Origin of the sequence: Clostridium sp. YIM B02569 (genome assembly GCF_022320765.1) — a bacterium.
Classification (GTDB): domain Bacteria; phylum Bacillota; class Clostridia; order Clostridiales; family Clostridiaceae; genus Clostridium; species Clostridium beijerinckii.
On the sequence record NZ_JAKJJX010000014.1, the window covers coordinates 1 to 18,636 of the forward strand.

The 18,636-nt window shown below is 29.0% G+C and carries 17 protein-coding genes; 14 read left to right on the top strand and 3 right to left on the bottom strand.

Annotation, left to right across the window (positions count from 1 at the left end):
- Nucleotides 1-198 precede the first annotated feature (198 nt).
- From L3B96_RS13690 to L3B96_RS13740, 11 genes are all read left to right on the top strand, one after another.
- Nucleotides 199-822 carry a DUF4867 family protein gene (locus tag L3B96_RS13690; RefSeq protein WP_012058604.1) on the top strand — a complete coding sequence of 208 codons (624 nt, stop codon included), beginning with the start codon at nt 199-201 and terminating at the stop codon, nt 820-822.
- Between the two features lie 267 nt (nt 823-1,089).
- Nucleotides 1,090-2,562: an L-fucose/L-arabinose isomerase family protein gene (locus tag L3B96_RS13695; protein ID WP_238861437.1), complete on the top strand. Its 1,473-nt coding sequence runs from the start codon at nt 1,090-1,092 to the stop codon at nt 2,560-2,562.
- 656 nt (nt 2,563-3,218) lie between these two features.
- Nucleotides 3,219-3,887, top strand: coding sequence for a GntR family transcriptional regulator (locus tag L3B96_RS13700; protein WP_077831651.1), 669 nt, complete (start codon nt 3,219-3,221; stop codon nt 3,885-3,887).
- Nucleotides 3,888-4,054: 167 nt separating this feature from the next.
- Nucleotides 4,055-4,840 (top strand): transporter substrate-binding domain-containing protein, encoded by a 786-nt coding sequence (locus L3B96_RS13705; protein WP_077831650.1) that lies wholly within the window; start codon nt 4,055-4,057, stop codon nt 4,838-4,840.
- Nucleotides 4,841-5,318: 478 nt separating this feature from the next.
- Entirely contained in the window at nt 5,319-6,101 is a 783-nt protein-coding gene (locus tag L3B96_RS13710; protein WP_173706881.1) for a transporter substrate-binding domain-containing protein, read from the top strand.
- A 15-nt stretch (nt 6,102-6,116) separates the two neighbouring features.
- Nucleotides 6,117-6,779, top strand: a complete 663-nt coding sequence (locus L3B96_RS13715; protein ID WP_023976727.1) for an amino acid ABC transporter permease — start codon at nt 6,117-6,119, stop codon at nt 6,777-6,779.
- Nucleotides 6,763-7,491 carry an amino acid ABC transporter ATP-binding protein gene (locus L3B96_RS13720; RefSeq protein WP_012058608.1) on the top strand — a complete coding sequence of 243 codons (729 nt, stop codon included), beginning with the start codon at nt 6,763-6,765 and terminating at the stop codon, nt 7,489-7,491. The genes L3B96_RS13715 and L3B96_RS13720 overlap by 17 nt, the downstream gene beginning before the upstream one ends.
- A 257-nt stretch (nt 7,492-7,748) precedes the next feature.
- Nucleotides 7,749-8,759 carry an asparaginase gene (locus L3B96_RS13725; protein WP_012058609.1) on the top strand — a complete coding sequence of 337 codons (1,011 nt, stop codon included), beginning with the start codon at nt 7,749-7,751 and terminating at the stop codon, nt 8,757-8,759.
- Nucleotides 8,760-9,677: 918 nt separating this feature from the next.
- On the top strand, nt 9,678-10,610 hold the full coding sequence (locus tag L3B96_RS13730) for a metallophosphoesterase (protein ID WP_238861438.1): 933 nt from the start codon (nt 9,678-9,680) through the stop codon (nt 10,608-10,610).
- A gap of 31 nt (nt 10,611-10,641) precedes the next feature.
- Complete coding sequence (locus L3B96_RS13735; protein ID WP_238861439.1) at nt 10,642-11,577, top strand: dipeptidase; 936 nt, start codon at nt 10,642-10,644, stop codon at nt 11,575-11,577.
- A 236-nt stretch (nt 11,578-11,813) separates the two neighbouring features.
- Nucleotides 11,814-12,557 (top strand): SDR family oxidoreductase, encoded by a 744-nt coding sequence (locus L3B96_RS13740; RefSeq protein ID WP_238861440.1) that lies wholly within the window; start codon nt 11,814-11,816, stop codon nt 12,555-12,557.
- A gap of 11 nt (nt 12,558-12,568) precedes the next feature.
- On the opposite strand, the gene L3B96_RS13745 is transcribed toward L3B96_RS13740, so the two are convergent.
- Together L3B96_RS13745 and L3B96_RS13750 are read right to left on the bottom strand one after the other, a co-directional pair.
- Nucleotides 12,569-14,089 carry a HAMP domain-containing sensor histidine kinase gene (locus L3B96_RS13745; protein WP_238861441.1) on the bottom strand — a complete coding sequence of 507 codons (1,521 nt, stop codon included), beginning with the start codon at nt 14,087-14,089 and terminating at the stop codon, nt 12,569-12,571.
- On the bottom strand, nt 14,090-14,761 hold the full coding sequence (locus L3B96_RS13750) for a response regulator transcription factor (protein ID WP_012058614.1): 672 nt from the start codon (nt 14,759-14,761) through the stop codon (nt 14,090-14,092).
- Between the two features lie 697 nt (nt 14,762-15,458).
- Here L3B96_RS13750 and L3B96_RS13755 point away from each other — a divergent pair.
- From L3B96_RS13755 to L3B96_RS13765, 3 genes are all read left to right on the top strand, one after another.
- On the top strand, nt 15,459-16,700 hold the full coding sequence (locus L3B96_RS13755) for a pitrilysin family protein (RefSeq protein WP_012058615.1): 1,242 nt from the start codon (nt 15,459-15,461) through the stop codon (nt 16,698-16,700).
- Nucleotides 16,701-16,735: 35 nt separating this feature from the next.
- Complete coding sequence (gene recX, locus L3B96_RS13760; protein WP_077855264.1) at nt 16,736-17,377, top strand: recombination regulator RecX; 642 nt, start codon at nt 16,736-16,738, stop codon at nt 17,375-17,377.
- 138 nt (nt 17,378-17,515) lie between these two features.
- On the top strand, nt 17,516-18,235 hold the full coding sequence (locus tag L3B96_RS13765) for a transglutaminase-like domain-containing protein (protein ID WP_171781030.1): 720 nt from the start codon (nt 17,516-17,518) through the stop codon (nt 18,233-18,235).
- 1 nt (nt 18,236) lies between these two features.
- On the opposite strand, the gene L3B96_RS13770 is transcribed toward L3B96_RS13765, so the two are convergent.
- Nucleotides 18,237-18,593, bottom strand: coding sequence for a tetratricopeptide repeat protein (locus L3B96_RS13770; protein ID WP_238861442.1), 357 nt, complete (start codon nt 18,591-18,593; stop codon nt 18,237-18,239).
- Nucleotides 18,594-18,636 lie beyond the last annotated feature (43 nt).

Here is an 18,636-nt window from a genome sequence, read left to right on the forward strand (position 1 = left end):
AAAGTGTGTAAATTAATTAATCTATAAATATATTAAAACCAATTTATTCATTATTATAAAAGTTAAAATTATTGAAAGATATGTATAAAGATGTGTGAAAAGATTAGTGTGAAATAATGTAATTAAAATAATAAATCATTGGTTAGAAATATATTTATAGATTTTTAATAAATGTATATTTAAGAAAGGGAGATTAATATGATTATTAAAAATGTTAATGATAAAGAGTTTAAAAAGTATGGACAAGTACTAAAAAACTATGATTGCACAGAAATAATTGAAAAGATGAAAAGTACACCACTACCAGAAGATGTAATATATGAACCATCAATTAAGGAACTTGAAGAATTAGCTATAGCTAAAGAGTTACAAGATAGAGAATATGGAGAATTACCAATACAAATAGGATACTGTAATGGTAACAACTATATGTTAAATGCAGTAGAATATCATCGTTCATCTGAGATTAATATAGCAGCAACTGATCTTATATTACTTATAGGAAGTCAACAAGATATTGAAGACGATTACTCATATGATACATCTAAAATTGAAGCTTTCAAAGTTCCAGCTGGAACTGCAATTGAAGTATATGCAACTACTCTTCATTATGCACCTTGCAATGTAAATGAAGAAGGTTTTAGATGCGTTGTAGTTTTACCAAGGGATACAAATTTACCTTTAGAAAATAAGGTTGAAAAAAGTGGAGAAGATGCGTTATTATTTGCTAGAAATAAATGGTTAATTGGTCACAAGGATACAGATTTAGGTGATCAAGGCGCATTTATAGGGTTAGTTGGAGAAAATATCTCAATAAAATAGATTATAAATAGAAATTAAAATCCATTAATTTGTTTTGAATCTAAGCAGACATATTGACTCTATGATTTAAATATGTTTGCTTATTATATATAAATCAGCAAAGAAATATAGCTGATATTTACTTGATAATAATAAATTTAAATAAACTATAAGAAGACTTAATAAGCATAAAAATTATTAAATAAACTATAAGAAATAAACTATAAGAAATAAGAAAGACATTATAAATTAAATGAAAAGATTAGAGTAAAATGGAGGAATTAGACAATGAATAATATACCACAAGTAAAATTAGGAATTATTGCAGTAAGCAGAGATTGTTTCCCAATGGAATTATCAGCAAATAGAAGAAAAGCAGTAGTAGAAGCTTTTAATGGAGAAATTTTTGAATGTCAAACAACTGTTGAAAATGAAAAGGATATGAGAAAAGCTTTAGCTGAAGTTAAAGAAGCTGGAGTAAACGCATTAGTTGTATATTTAGGAAACTTTGGTCCTGAAACTTCAGAAACTTTACTTGCTAAAGAATTTGATGGACCAGTTATGTTTGCAGCTGCTTCAGAAGAAAGTGGAGATAATTTAATAGGCGGACGTGGAGATGCATATTGCGGAATGTTAAATGCAAGCTACAATTTAGCTCTAAGAAACATTAAAGCATACATTCCAGAATATCCAGTAGGAACAGCTCCAGAAGTTGCAGGAATGATTTCTGAATTTGTACCAGTTGCTACTGCACTACTTGGATTAAAGAACTTAAAGATAATTTCTTTTGGTCCAAGACCTCAAGATTTCTTAGCTTGTAATGCACCAATTAAACAATTATACAATTTAGGTGTTGAAATAGAAGAAAACTCAGAACTAGATTTATTTGCTGCATTTAATGATCATAAAGATGATCCAAGAATTGCAGACGTTATAGCTAGCATGGAAAAAGAATTAGGTGAAGGAAATAAAATGCCTGGTATCTTACCAAAGCTTGCTCAATATGAAATTACATTATTAGACTGGATGGAAGAACATAAAGGTTCAAGAGAATACATTGTATTTGCAAATAAATGCTGGCCTTCATTCCAAACACAATTTGGATTTGTACCATGTTATGTAAACAGCCGTTTAACAGCTATGGGAATTCCAGTATCATGCGAAGTTGATATTTATGGTGCATTAAGTGAATACATTGGAACTTGCATAAGCCAAGATGTTGTAACATTACTTGATATAAACAATACAGTTCCAGCTGATATGTATGAATCAGAAGTTAAAGGGAAATTTAATTATTCATTAAATGATACATTTATGGCATTCCACTGTGGTAATACAGCAGCTTGTAAATTAACATGTGGAACAATGAAAAACCAAATGATTATGGCAAGAGCTCTTGAACCAAATCAAGAACCAAATATAACTAGAGGAACACTTGAAGGAGACATAGTACCAGGAGATATTACATTCTTCAGATTACAAAGTAATGCAGATGCAGAACTTACAGCTTATGTAGCAGAAGGTGAAGTATTACCAGTTGCAACTCGTTCGTTTGGAGCTATAGGAGTATTTGCAATTCCTGAAATGGGAAGATTCTATCGTCACGTATTAGTAGAAGGCAGATATCCTCATCATGGAGCAGTTGCATTTGGACACTTTGGAAAAGCTGTTTACAACTTATTTAGATATTTAGGTGTTAAAGAAGTTGGATTCAATCAACCAAAAGGTATGCTTTACAAAACTGAAAATCCATTTGCATAGTTTAAAATTTATAAATATCTAAATAATAACTTAGAATTATGCGATAGCTTACCGAAATCATAAATATTTTGGTTACGAAAAGCTATGAAAATGTCGCTGAAGGTTCTAAGCAGCAGGTTGTATCCACTTTAGCATGCTCCAACTTTCAGTTTGACAAGCTAAAATGGAATAACCTACAGCTAAGAACCTTTAACAGCTCATTTTCATATGTTTTCTCCACAAATATATTTATGATTTCTAGTGAGGATATTAACTTAAAGTTTTAGCAACTTTGTAAATATGTTCACCTAATGAATCTAATTCTTAAGTTTTTTATTTATAAAGATAAGTCATTAACATATAATTAATTCTGTTTATATAAAGATATAGGCTGAAAGCATAATATTTATAGCTTTCAGCCTTTGTTTTATGTATTTTCTTAGAAGTGTATAAGGGGGAGACTCTAGATTTGTTTGTTATTAATTGTTAAATTCTCAATATATTAATAAGTTTTGTGATAAATATAAAAAAATATCAATAAAATATTGACAAATGGTAGTACTATAAAATATAATAAGACATAGATAAAGCAATGGAGCATTTATTTTATATAGGTGTTTTATTGCTTTTTTTTATTTATTATTGCTGATATATCAGTGGGATTTCAATGAATTTCAGTGAAAGGAGAGATAAATCTGTGTCAAGCTGAAAAGTCGTATGCTAAAGAAATATATAAGCAAATTAAGTTAGATATTTTGAACCAAAGAATAAAGGATGGCGATTTTCTTACATTATCAGAATTGGCAGATAAGTACAATGTGAGTAAAACACCTGTAAGAGATGCGCTAGGAGCGTTAGAGATTCAAGGATATCTTAAATCTTTACCTAGAAAAGGTTATTTAGTAAAACCTATAACACAGAAAAATATAAGAGAATCTTTTCAAATGAGATTTATTTTTGAAAAAGTAGCTGTAAGTTTAGCAGTTAAACTGGCTAGTGATTCGGAATTGCAAAATATAATGCAATTAGCTGCGAAATTTCCAGAAGTCTCGCAGGAAAATGAGATTGCACGGTTTAATGAGTTAAATGATATGTTTCATATGTCGATCATAAAGGCAACTCACAATTCTCTTCTAATTGAAATGTGTGAAGGAGTTATGGAAAATTTATCACGGATACTAATGACAGATAGCAAACATTTAGAGTTTGTGAATGAAAAAGAAGAACATATAAATATAGCAAGAGCACTGATTCATAGAGATAGTAAAACTGCAGAAAAACTTATAACGGAGCATCTTCTACATTTAGAATCAAGAGTAAATACTAATGAAAGCATTATAGTATAAGAAGTAAAGTTTAGGGTAAGCTTTTAGTCAGAAGAAAAGTTTTGCTTTTTGAATGTAAAGGTATGATAAGAACTTCTATATTTACAAAGAATGTGTAAAAATTTTAACTTATTATAAAATAAAAATTATTAATAAATACTTTTTTAATTAATTAAGGGGGAAAAAAAATGAACAAAAAATCGTTAGTAGGAATTGTACTAGCATCAGTTATGACAGTAGGTATAATGGCAGGTTGTGGGTCATCAAAAAATGATTCAGCAAAAAGTGGTGATGGAAACAAGAAATATGTAATTGCATGTGATGCTAAATATGCACCATTCTCTTTTGAGGAAGATGGAAAATATAAAGGTATAGATGTAGAACTTTTAGATGCAATTGCAAAGGAAGAGAAATTTGAATATGATTTAAAGCCAATGGACTTTAATGGAATTATTCCTGGACTTACATCTAATCAATTAGATGGTGCTATTGCAGGAATGAGTATTACAGATGAAAGAAAACAATCTTTAGATTTCTCAGATGGATATTTTGTTTCAGGGCTATCATTAGTTGTTAATAAAGATAACGCTGATATAAAAGGTGCAGACGATATAAAAGGTAAAAATGCATCACTTAAAAAAGGCACAGCAGGAGCAAAATTTGCTGAAGACAATGAATCAAAATATGGATTAAAGCTAAACTATTTTGATGATTCTCCATCAATGTTCCAAGCTGTTGAAAATAAGAATTGCGATTTCTTATTAGAAGACTATCCTGTTATTGCATATAAAATTAAGGTTGATCCTGATTCAAAATTAAAAATTGCAGGAGAGAAGCTAACAAATGTTGATTATGGATTTGCAGTTAAAAAAGGTGAAAATGCAGACTTATTAAAGAAATTCAATGAAGGTTTGAAAAAATTAAAAGAAAATGGGCAATATGATAAGATCGTTGATCAATATATTGCTAAATAAATAGTAGATAAAATATGAACTACTAATGATTAAAATAAGCTATGAGTTTATTTTAAATAAAAAGCTATGAACTTAGGAGACGATGTTTCTAATTTATAGCTTTTTCCTATTAAAATTGAATTTGAAACTGAAATAAAAACTTAATTCATAAAATGAGTATTAAATATCAAAAATGAAGGAGAATGCATCACTTGATTCATAATTATGAATACATAGCTTTTATAAAATCTTTGTTTTGAAACAGTAAATATTGCCTATAAACGCGCATATATATTAGATATAATTATTTTATTATATGGCTTGTTATATTTATACATATACTTAATGCATTGACAGTTTTTGAATTAAACTATATAATAAGTTTCATAATGAAGTAAAAAATTATTTGAAATTTATTGTGTGGAATGGTTTTTCCAGAGTGCAATAAATTAGATTTTTTAATTAAAATTAAATAAATATTGCAAAGGGGCAAGGAAAAATGAACAAAAGATCATTATTAAGTATTTTATTAGCATCAGTAATGTCTATAGGGCTAATGACTGGATGTGGTGCATCAAAGAGTGATACAGGATCAGGTGAAGGAAATAAAAAGTATGTTATTGCATGCGATTCAAAATTTGCACCATTCTCTTTCGAAGATAATGGGAAATATAAAGGAATAGATGTAGAACTTTTAGATGCAATCTCAAAAGAAGAAAATTTTGAATATGAATTAAAGCCAATGGATTTTAACGGAATAATTCCAGGTCTTACAGCTAATCAATTGGATGGAGCTATAGCAGCTATTACTATAACTGATGAAAGAAAACAAACATTAGACTTTTCTGATGGGTACTTTGTATCAGGGTTATCAATAGTTACAAATAAGGATAACACTTCAATTAATGGAGTCAATGATTTAAATGGAAAAAGTACTTCAATAAAAAAAGGAACAGCAGGAGCAAAATTCGCTGAGGATAATGAAGCTAAATATGGATTAAAGCTAAATTATTTTGAGGATTCTCCATCAATGTTCCAAGCTGTTGAAAATGGAAATACTGATTTCCTAATGGAAGATTACCCAGTTATTGCGTACAAGATTAAAGTGGATAGTGGAGCAAAATTAAAAATTGTTGGAGATAAATTAGATGCTGTAAATTATGGATTTGCAGTTAAAAAAGGTGAAAATCAAGATCTATTAAAGAAATTTAATGAAGGATTAAAGAAATTAAAAGATGATGGAAAGTATGACCAAATTGTTGGTCAATATATAGGAAAATAGTAAGGAGAATTAAAAATGGAGATTTTTCAACTACTAAAAGATAGTCTACCTAGTTTATTAAGCGGGCTTTCAGTAACAATAGAAGTTGCAGTAATATCATTAATATTAGCAGTTATATTCGGGATAATTTTAGGAATATTTAGCATAAGTACTTCAAAAATTTTAAAAGGTATATCTACAATATATATCTACATTGTCCGTGGAACACCACTTATGGTTCAAGCTTTATTCTTATATTTTGGTGTTGGACAGGCATTTGGTATAAGATTTGACCCTATAGTTGCAGGTGTAATAACTCTTACTGTAAATGCATCAGCTTATATGGCTGAAATATTTAGAGGCGGAATACAGGCTGTAGATAATGGTCAAATGGAAGCTGCAAGAAGTTTGGGACTTAATTACTCAAAGGCTATGAGAAAGGTTATTTTACCCCAGGCTGTTAAGATTATGATTCCATCTATATTAAATCAATTTATTGTTACATTGAAGGATACATCAATATTGACAGTTATTAGTATAAGAGAACTTACATCATCAGGCCAAATTATTATTGCAAGAAATTTTAAGGCACTTCAGATGTATGCAATTGTAGCTTGTATGTATTTTATAGTAATAACAATATTGACTTTAATATCAAGTTATATAGAAAGGAAAATCAGCTATGGTAATAAGCGCTAAGAATCTTAAAAAACGTTATGGACAATTAGAAGTTCTTAAAGATATATCAGTAAATGTTACAGAAGGTGAAGTTCTTTGCATTATAGGCCCTTCAGGATCAGGAAAGAGTACTTTTTTAAGATGTCTTAATGGTTTAGAAGAAATTCAAGCAGGTAGTATTACAATACTAGGCCAAGAGCTTGTGAATAATAAGGACATAAATAAATTAAGAGAAGAAATCGGAATGGTGTTTCAATCTTTTAATTTATTCCCACACCTAACAGTTCTTCAAAATATGTTATTAGCACCTTTAGAATTGAAGAAGATGAACAAAGCTGAAGCAACTGAAAAAGCTCTTTCATTATTGGACAAAGTTGGATTAAAAGATAAAAAAGATGTTTATCCAGATACTTTATCTGGTGGACAAAAACAAAGGGTTGCAATTGCCAGAGCTCTTGAAATGAATCCTAAGATAATGTTATTTGATGAACCAACTTCTGCACTAGATCCTGAAATGGTTGGTGAAGTGCTTAAGGTTATGAAAGATCTAGCTCAAGAAGGAATGACAATGGTTGTAGTAACTCATGAAATGAATTTTGCTAGAGATGTATCTGATAGAGTTATATTTATGGATCAAGGATATATAGTTGAAGAAGGTCCTCCAGAAGAAATATTCACTGCACCTACTAGTGATAGATGTAAAGAGTTCTTAGATAAGGTAATTAACAATTAAAATTTATTATATGAGAAATAAAGAGCATTGTTTCAATTTCAATATTTAATGATATTGAGAAACAATGTTCTTTTTATATATTTTTCATGGTTTTTTACTTGATTTATTTATTAATATGCTATAATTTATATTTATTAGGTATTATAAGTAGAATAATAAATCTAAACATTAACTCGTTAAAATATATAAAGAAATACATTATATTTTCGATTTACTTGTTTAGAAAATATGGCACATAGAAATTGGGGAGGATAAAAATGATACAAATTAATCCGAAAAATTCTGAATTAAAAAATATAATAATTCTAGCTACTGGAGGAACTATAGCTGGTACGGGAGAAGAGGGGAAGACTACTAATTATACAGCAGGTAACATAGATATAGAAGTACTAGTTAGTAGTGTCAGAAACCTTGATAAAATAGCTAATATATATGGTGAGCAGATTGCTAATGTTGATAGTAATGATATAACTATGAATCATTGGTTAACTCTTGCTAATAGAATAAATGAACTTTCAAAGCAAGACGATGTGGATGGCTTTGTAATAACACATGGTACTGATACATTAGAAGAGACAGCATACTTTTTAGACTTAACAGTTAAAACAGATAAACCAGTCGTATTGACAGGAGCAATGAGACCGTCAACAGCAACAAGTGCAGATGGACCTTTAAATTTATATCAGTCAGTAGCATTAGCTGCTAGTGATTTATCTAGAGGGCATGGGGCCATGGTTGTTTTTTCAGATGGAATTTATAGTGGAAGAAATGTTCAAAAAATCAACACTTTTAAAACAAATGCTTTTAACTCAATTGAATTTGGATGTCTTGGTTACATGAGGGATAATATACCATTCTTTTTTAATAAGTCAATAAAGCCACATACAATTTATTCACAATTCGATGTTACAGGATTAACTGAGCTGCCTAAGGTTTCTATCGCATATTTCCATATTGACGCTGATCCTTCGATTATTGACTACTTTGCTCAAAACTCAGAAGGAATTGTAATAGCAGGTGCGGGAAGTGGTACTTTCAGCTCAAATTGGTTGGAAGAAATCAAGAATCTTGAAACAAAGGGTATTCCAGTTGTGAGATCTTCAAGAATAGGAAACGGTATAATATTAACGGATTCAACTATAGATAAATACTCAAATTGTATTCCAAGTTATACATTATCACCTCCAAAATCTAGGATATTACTTACACTGGCACTTACTAAGACTAAAGACTACTCTGAAATAAAAAGAATATTTGCAGAGTATTAATTCAAATATTATAAAAATTTCAACTAAATGTAGTTTGGTATAAAATGTTTCATAGATCTCATACGAATTGGAAAAGTTATATTTAAGGTGAAGATGGTTTATAAAAATACTATCTTTACCTTTTTATTTATAGATAACCCAACTACAATCTATACTTATGCGTATAACTCACCGAAATGAATAATATACTTTTGTTCCAGTTTCTAGGTTATTTTGATGGGTAATTCTAAGGCTATAAAGTTGCACCCAAAGTGCTAGCCTCAAAGAACAAGCGCTCACAGAGAAAGTTCTGCTTACCAAATGTAAAATTTGGAGCATCACTTTTTGAACTAGCGCATTTGGAATAGTTCAAAGGAAACTCGACTCACTTCGTTCACTGAGTAATTTCAATTGACCAAATCATAGATTTGGAATTTCAATTAAGAATTACATCCATCATAATTACCAATGAAACATTCCACAAAGTATATCACTCATTTCTGGTTGGAATATATTGCATAGTCTAGGTATAGTTTATGATTGTGTTATCTATATAGGTATCCAATTTAAGAATTCGACTTATTAGATGAACAGATTTACAAAATTGCTAGAATTTTAAGCTCATATCGTTACTAGAAATCATAAATATATTTGTGAAGAAAACATTTGAAAATGAGATGTTAAAGGTTCTTAGCTGTAGGTTGTTCCATTTTAGCTTGTCACACTAAAAGTGGGAGCATGCTAAAGTGGATACAACCTGCTGCTTAGAACCTTCAGCGATATTTTCATAGCTTTTCGGAATCAAAATATTTATGATTTCGGTAAGTTATCACGTAAATACAGTTTTAAATTTAGATATTAAGAAATATTTTAGTCATCAAATAAAAGTTCGTATTCATATAATAAATGAAATCAATATAATGTTATAGGGCTTTTTATATGAAAGAACAATGCACAGAAAGCAATGACTTTTTTAAGAGATTATATAAAACTGGTAAATTAATTGAATTTGATGAAAAATCTAAAATAGTGTTTATAAGTGATGTTCATAGGGGCGACGGCGGGTATGCTGACTCTTTAAGACAAAACAGAAATATTTATAAAGCTGCTCTTGGATTTTATTTTGAAAATGGATATACTTTAATTGAATTAGGTGATGGTGATGAATTATGGAAAAATAAAGATTGTTTAGATATCGCCTATAATTATAAAGATGTTTTTTCAATGCTTAATGACTTTTATGATGATAATAGGTTGTGCTTGGTATACGGAAATCATGATATAGTAAAAGCTAACCCAGAATTTATAAAACGGCAAGAAAGACTTTTTGCAAATGCCGGAAATGGCTTTGGACGTGAGATGATAAACTTATATTCTAATATAACTTTTTATGAAGGTGTTATACTTAGATATATGCCATCAAAAGAGGATATAATTGCATTCCATGGGCATCAAGTAGATTTTATTAATTGTGAGATGTGGAAAACTAGTAGGTTTCTAGTAAGACATGTATGGAGATTTATGGAGGGAGTTGCAGGGTTTAAACCTCCAACTAGCCCAGCAAGCAATTATGATAAAGGAACAAAAATAGATCATATACTTGGACATTTAGCTCGTAAGGAGAAAAAAGTTATAATCTGTGGGCATACTCACAACGATATATTTCCTGAAGCAGATGAGGGGATTTATTTCAATGATGGCTGCTGTGTGTTTCCATCAGCAGTAACTTGTATTGAATTAACAGGTGGTAAAATATCATTAATTAAGTGGGCTATAGAAGTTGATAGTAAAGATGTTTTATACATTAATAAAACTATAATTGGAGGTCCTGAAAATTTAGAAAAGTACTTTTATTATGCAAAACAGTTTTAGCATAGAATAACGTTTAAAAAGGAGATTATATATGAAGTTTATTGATTTACATTGTGATACTGCAAGTAGAATTTTTTATGAAAAGTTAAATCTTAATCATAAGAAGTGTAAAGTTAATATTGAAAATTTAAAAAGAGGCGAAAATTTAGGGCAGGTTTTTGCATTTTTCATAGAGAAAGAATCAATTGAAGATCCATATGATGAATTTATAAAATTATATAATAGCTTTACTCAAGAAATAAGTAAAAATACAGGAGAGATAGAAATTGTAAGAAATACAGCTGAGCTAAAAAATGCTGAAAAATCAGGTAAGATTGGAGCTTTTTTATCCATAGAAGAAGGAGAAGTCATTAAAGGAGATATACAAAAGCTGAGAACTGTATATGATATGGGAATTAGGATCATAACAATTACTTGGAATTACCAAAACTCATTAGGATATCCTAACGCAGGTTATACTTATAGAAATAAAGGATTAACTAGAAAAGGAGTCGAAGTTATTGAAGAATGTGAAGCCTTAGGAATAATTCCTGATGTATCTCATTTATCAGATGCTGGATTTTATGATTTGATTAGAATCTGTAAAAAACCATTTATAGCTTCACATTCTAACGCACGTGCGATTACAGATCATCCTAGAAATTTAGATGATAATATGATAAAATTGTTAGCTGAAAAGGGTGGAGTAATGGGAATAAATTTTTGCGCTGATTTTTTGGGAAATGAAAGTGTATCTTCAATAGAAGAAATGATTTGTCATATAAAACATATTAGGAACATTGGAGGAATTGATGTACTTGCCCTTGGAAGCGATTTTGATGGAATACACAATGAGGTGGAAATAGAAAACGCTTCAGAATTTAATAAATTATATTTGGCACTTAAACAAAATAATTTTAAAGAATCAGAGATAGAAAAACTATTTTATAAAAATGTCCTAAGGGTTTTTGAAGAAAACTTTAAATAATAAAAATTTTTATATATGCTGCAATTCACAATTACGGCCAAAATTTTTGAAATATATGTATTATAAAAAAATTTAATTTATAAAATATTATCTTAAATTATCAGTCAATACAAACTAAATAATTTTATGAAGAGTGAATATGTTATTTAGAAGTTATATAGTAGAATACAATGAAAATTTAAAAGGTGGTGAATTTGTCAGATATTCAGTTATATAATATCTGACTAAGGTTTGTTATGAATAAATTAAGGGGTAAAGTTGCACTAATTACAGGTGCATCAAGAGGCATAGGAAGAGCTATAGCAGTAGAACTCGCAAAGGAAGGGGCAAGCGTTATAATAAATTACTATACTGATGACGAAGGTGCAAAGGAAACTTTGGAAGAAATAAAGAGTATAAACGGCTATGGAGTTATAGTAAAAGGAGATATATCAGCTTTCGATAATTGCCAAATGATAGTTGAAGAAGTTTTAAAAGTAATGGGGAAGATTGATATTCTAGTAAACAATGCAGGCATAAGTCATATAGGCTTATTTATGGATTTAACAGAAGAAGAAATAAGCAGGATATTGAATACAAATCTTTTAGGAGCAATTTATTTAACAAAGAATGTCCTAAATAATATGATTTCCAGAAAAAGTGGAACTGTCATAAATATTTCTTCTATGTGGGGAGAAGTTGGAGCCTCTTGTGAAGTGTTGTATTCAGCTACAAAAGGCGGATTGAATTCATTCACAAAAGCACTTGCAAAAGAAGTAGCGCCTTCTAATGTAAGAGTAAATTGTATAGCTCCAGGAGTAATAGATACAAAAATGAACTCATTTTTAGAAGGAGATGAAAAAAAATCCCTAGAGGAAGAAATTCCTCTAGGAAGATTTGGACTTCCAAGTGAGATCGGTAAAATTGCTGTATTTTTATCTAGTGAAGATTCATCGTATATAACAGGGCAAATAATAAGAGCAGATGGTGGATATATTTAATGTATATCCGCTTAATCTTCTTCACCTTCAGGTGATACTATTTTCTCCAAGTAAAAATAAAATTCTACACCATTATTGATGTTCTGTAAATTAAACTCACTGTTATGAAGACGTAGTATATTTTTAACTATTGATAAGCCAATTCCAGTACTGTTCTTTTGAGTTCTTTCTCTAGATTTATCTATTCTATAGAATTTATCAAAAAGTTTGCTTATTTCAGCCTCAGGAATAACTACGCCAATATTTTGAACAGATATTTTAAACTTGTCTAGACCTTCTTCAATATTTACGTTTATGTCATTGCCAGGAGGAGTATATTTAATTGCATTTGTTATAAGATTAGTTAAAACCTGCTCCATTTGAAATGGATCTGCATAAACATAGCTATAAGGTATTGATGAATTAAAGTTTACATTGAACTTATTTTCTTCAAAGTCTAGCTTATGCTTCTTTAATATTTTATTAATTAATCTATTAATATTAAAAGATTCAAAATTTGGTTTTATAATCCCAGATTCAAGTTTTGAAAGTTCTAGCATATTAGTGACTAATACAGTCATCTTTTTTGACTCATCAATTATAGTTTCTAAATATAAATTAGCGTCTTCGCCAGATACAATACCATCTTTAATGCCTTCTGCATATCCTTCTATAATTCCTATTGGGGTTTTTAGTTCATGACTAACGTTAGATATGAAATCTTTTCTCATATCTTCTAATTGTCTTTCTTTTTCAATATCATCTTTTAATTTCTTGTTTTTTTGCTGTAAATCTACTAAAGCAGCTTGTAGATTTTTAGATAAAAAATTTAGCGATTTGGCAAGGCTTCCTATTTCATCATCTCTATCAGCTTCACAAACTTTTGCTGAGAAATCCATATGAGATATTTTGTTTGCTGTATTGGTTAAGTTTACAAGAGGCTTAGATATAAGGTTAGAGTAAATTGAAGAAAGTATTATTGATATAACAATCAATCCAAAAAACAAATATACAAAAAATTCACTCATAACTTCAGAGGCTTCCTTTATTGGCTGAATTGAAGCAACGCAAAAAATAAGACTATCATTTTTGGTGGTTATGGACATAGGGCTAATTACACCAATCTTACTTAAGCCGCTGCTCTCATTGGTAAAAGTTGTATACTTGGTTTGAGAATGAGTAATAACATCATTAATCAAATCGCTATTATTTATTAATTCTTTACCAAAAGAAGTTAAGGTATCAAAACTCTCCTTATCACTATAAATATTGTTAGAAAAATATTTTATATCTCCATTTGTTGATGTAATGATGATTTTAGCATTATTATCATTCTCAAATTTTTGCAAGGCCTTATACAAATCAGCATCATTGTCAATATGAAGTGAATATAAATCATGAAACTTATTAACTTCTTTAACTAATGAAATTGTTTTTTTGTAAGAATAAAAACTTTCAAAGAAAAAAGCTTGTGCAAAGTAAGTTATGAACATTAATGCAAGAACAAGGCCTAATGTTATGCTAAATAGCCTTTTAGATAAACTACGCCTCATTTATTTAACCTCAAATTTATAGCCGCTGCCACGAACTGTAATTATATAATTAGATTTATCTAACAGCTTTTCACGAAGTCTTTTAACGTTAGTGTCAACTGTACGTATATCTCCATAGTAGTCAATCCCCCAAACATTATCCAATATATTATCTCTACTTAAAGCAATTCCTTCATTAGTAACTAAGTACATTAAAAGTTCGTACTCTTTTGGCGATAATATTATTTCTTTGCCATCAATTTTTACTTCATGCGAAAGTTTGTTTATAGTTAAACCGTTAAAATCTTGAAAGCTCGAATCTAAGTCTTCTCTAGTTCTTTTTAGAAGCGCCTTAACTTTAGCGATTAAAACTTTAGGACTAAAGGGTTTTGTGATATAATCATCGGCTCCATAATCATAACCTTGAAGTTTATCCTCTTCTTCACCTTTTGCAGTAAGTAAAACTACAGGAACTGTAGAGACTTCTCTCAATTTTTCCAACATAGTTAATCCATCCATAACAGGCATCATAATATCTAAAAGTACCAAATCAATTTTTTGTGTACTAAATACAAATAATCCTTCTTCGCCATTTGAGGCTTCAAAAACATTAAAATCTTCTTTTATTAAATAATCTCTAAGTAAAAATCTAATTCTTAGTTCATCTTCAACAATTAAAATAGACTTTCTCATAACATTTCATCTCCTTATATATGAACGTGTAAATTCATACAATGCTTATAATAACATAATACCTTACAAATAAGGCAATTCTATTACAATTATATATCACATTGTACAATTTTTTGTGTCCTAAGCGCAATATAATATTGCAAAAATAATCCTTTATCAAAACTCTAAAAATATTACAAGAATTTTGGTTGTAATTGTGAATTGCAATATACATATTATATTAAGTTTAGCATATAAAGATCAATATGTATGTTATAATAGTAAATCTACATTTAAGATTGCAATAAAACAAGATCTAAGCAGGACTAAAATCTGCAAGCTCAATTACAAGGTATATATTAAATTCGTTATAGTATAATAATGTAAATACGCTCATATATTATATTGGATAATAATTATCTATAAATAATAAATTTATAATGATTATCATGAATTTGGAAGAAATAAAAAAGATTTTTAAGAATATACGTCACACATCTTGCATGGATAATAATACTAATTTTGAATTGGAACATATATTTGTGTTATTATATAGATGTATAGATTATTTTTGATTATAGAAATTTACTTTTGTTTTGTGATATGATTATGAATGGCATATTTATACTTTAAAACGTGATTAGCATTACTAGTGTTATTTTAAATGAAAAGATCGCAAAGTATCAGGATATTTGATATTTAATTAGGAGAATAGTGAATGATAAAATTAAATTTTGATGTGAAGAGACATACACTTGAAAATGGCTTGGAAGTAATAACTATTAAGAAGGATACTCAAATTGCATCTATTAATATAGGAGTTAAGGTCGGTGCTCTATATGAGAATATGAAAGAAAAAGGTATAAGTCACTTTATTGAACATACTTTGTTTAAAGGAACCATCAATAGAACTGGTGAAGAGTTAAATGATGAATTAGAGGCTTTAGGTGGAGAATATAATGCTTATACAGATTATGATGTTACGGTTTATACGATTAGCTGCTTGATTGAAGAATTTAAAAAAGCAACAGAGCTTTTGGCTGATATGATTGTAAATCCAACATTTGATAAAAATGAAATAGAAAAAGAACGAGGTGTAATTTTATCAGAAATAAGGATGAGCAAAGATGATATAGAGGATTTTAGTTTTAAAAATGTAAATAAACTTGCATTTAATAAAAGTGCTTTGAAATATGAAGTTACCGGACTTGAAGAGAATGTTTCTGGATTTACCAGAAAGAAATTGATGTCTTTTTATAAAAGGTACTATACACCAAAAAATTCTCTTATAACTATGGTATCGCCTTTAGAGCATGATGAAGCTATAAACTTAGTGAAAAACTATTTCAGTCAATGGGAAGGGCAAAAGCCGGAACCTATAAATATTATAATAGAAAAAAATAAAGAAATAACAGGAATAAGTTATAAGAAGGATATAGAGCAAAGCACTATAGTCTATTTATATACCTTCAATGATTTAGAAAAATCAAATGAACTTCCACTAAGAATTTTGAATCATAGACTTGGGGAAAGTTCGAATTCACTTCTTTTTAGAGAAATTAGAGAGAATAGGGGATTAGCTTACGATATTTATACTCATTTAGAAATAACCAATAATATAAAAACTCTCTATATATACACAGCAGTTAGTGAGGAAAACATTGATGAAGCTAAAGCGGCCATTGAGGAAACAATAAAAAGCGTAGTTGATGGAAAGATTCAAATAGGAGATAGAGATTTAAATATAATGAAGAAAGTCCATAAGACAGCTGTAATATCAACATTGGAGGATTCATCTGAGTTATGCAATTACATGCTTCATCAGGCATTAGAGGGCGAGGACATATTTGAATTTGTTAAAGATATGGATCGATTAAATATGGTGGATATATTAAAGATTAATGAAGTTGGAAAAAAAGTTTTAAAAAGCCCAACGATACACATATTAAAGTCTAACTAGTAAATTAAATAATAAAAAAGGTGAAAGTTTTAACTATGGCAAAAATAACGAAAATAGAAATTCAAAAGAGAAACAAAGAAAGAGTTAACTTATTCTTAGATGGTGAGTATGCATTTTCTATTTCAGCAGAATTGGTTTATAAAGAAAGTCTTAAAGTAAATAGTGAAATAAATCCTGAAAAATTGAGGACACTAGCAGAAAGTGAAAACTTTATGAGGTGTAAGGAATCTGCTTTGAGAATAATAGAAAAAACATATAAAACCGAAAAAGAGGTTAGAGATAAGCTAAGGCTTAAAGAGTATGACGAATCATCTATTGACAAAGCTATTGAATTTCTTAAAGAATATAATTTTATAAATGATGGCAATTATACAAAAATTTTTATAAAAGATAAATTACGATCAATGGGAAGTCAGAAAATAAAATATACATTGCTTCGCAAAGGAATTTGCAAAGAAATCATTGATGAGGAATTATTAAATCTAGATAAAGAAAATGAAAAAGATGTTGCATTTGATATAGCACAAAAAAAATATAATTTAATAAAGAATAAAGAGACCGATACTTATAAGATTTCAGGAAAATTATATAGGTATTTAATTTCAAAGGGATATAATACAGAGGTTACTAGTCAGGTAATCAAAAAAGTTATGGCTGTAGACGTGGATGATTTTTAATAGTGTTTTTATATTTCGCCCGTTGAAATTCAAAGCGCATATTTTAGATGTATTTTTAATATGCTTATGTTCTCATTTTTGATATAATTAGAATATACATTATAATAGGGTGAAAATATTATTTGTGGGGGAAAAATTATGAATGAAAATAAAACTATGTTAGTAGTTAATGGAATCATCTCAGGATGTATCCAAGTAAGTATCATAATTGCACTATTAGTCTTTCCTAGTATAATATTTAATTCCACGTCAGTTCACTCATTTACAGAAAATGTTCTTAAACAAGAATATTCACCAAATGAAAATAGCAAGATTGTAAATAGTAAATTATTTAAGAACATACAGTCAACTAAAAATGCATCATCAAAAGAAATTATTCTTTATAATGGAGTTACTATAGAAGACGGTATTAAATCAAATGAAGAAATTGATAATAAAGCGCTAAAATTAACTCAGGGTGCTAAAACTGATAGGGAAAGAGCAAAAATATTATATAGTTGGATTGGAAGTAATATAAAGTACGATAATGAAAAGGCTCAAGAAGTTTTAAGTGGAGGAGACACTGAAAAAATGCCAGAAAGCGGTGCAATACCAGCGTTCAGTAGTAGAACAGGTATTTGTTTTGATAAGGCATGTCTTTATGTAGCGATGTCTAGAGCTGTTAATCTTAAAGTTAGGCTTTTAGGAGGCCAAGCCTATGATGGAGAACAATATGTTGGCCATGCATGGAACCAAGTTTATTTAGAGGATGAAAATAAATGGATCAATGTAGATACAACCTTCTATGATGGAGGAAATTATTTTGATTCCAATTTATTTAATAAGCATAATGTAGAAGAAGTTGCTGGTGAATGGTAAATTAGTTTGCTTTTTTAAATTTTGAAATAATAAGATCTATGGCCTTTTCACAATCTTTGTCATTAGGATCTATTGACCATGCTAAATTAAAAAAACGTAAAGCTGTATTAAGGCTTTCTTTCATGACATAGCAATATCCAAGATTAAAAAAGTATTTACTTTCATGCTTAAGAGAAATTGCTTTGTTAAGCATAATTATTGCATCATCAAATTTTTTGAGTTTAATTAAACAAACTCCACAATTATAGTATGAACAAGCCGTGTTTAAATTTTCTGATGCAGACTTTTTATAAAAATCCATGGCTTTTTCGTAATCCTTCATATTGTAAAATTTGTTTCCTTCGGTAAAATAATTCATTTGTGACCTCCAATAGCGAAATTGTAAATAATAACTTAAATTC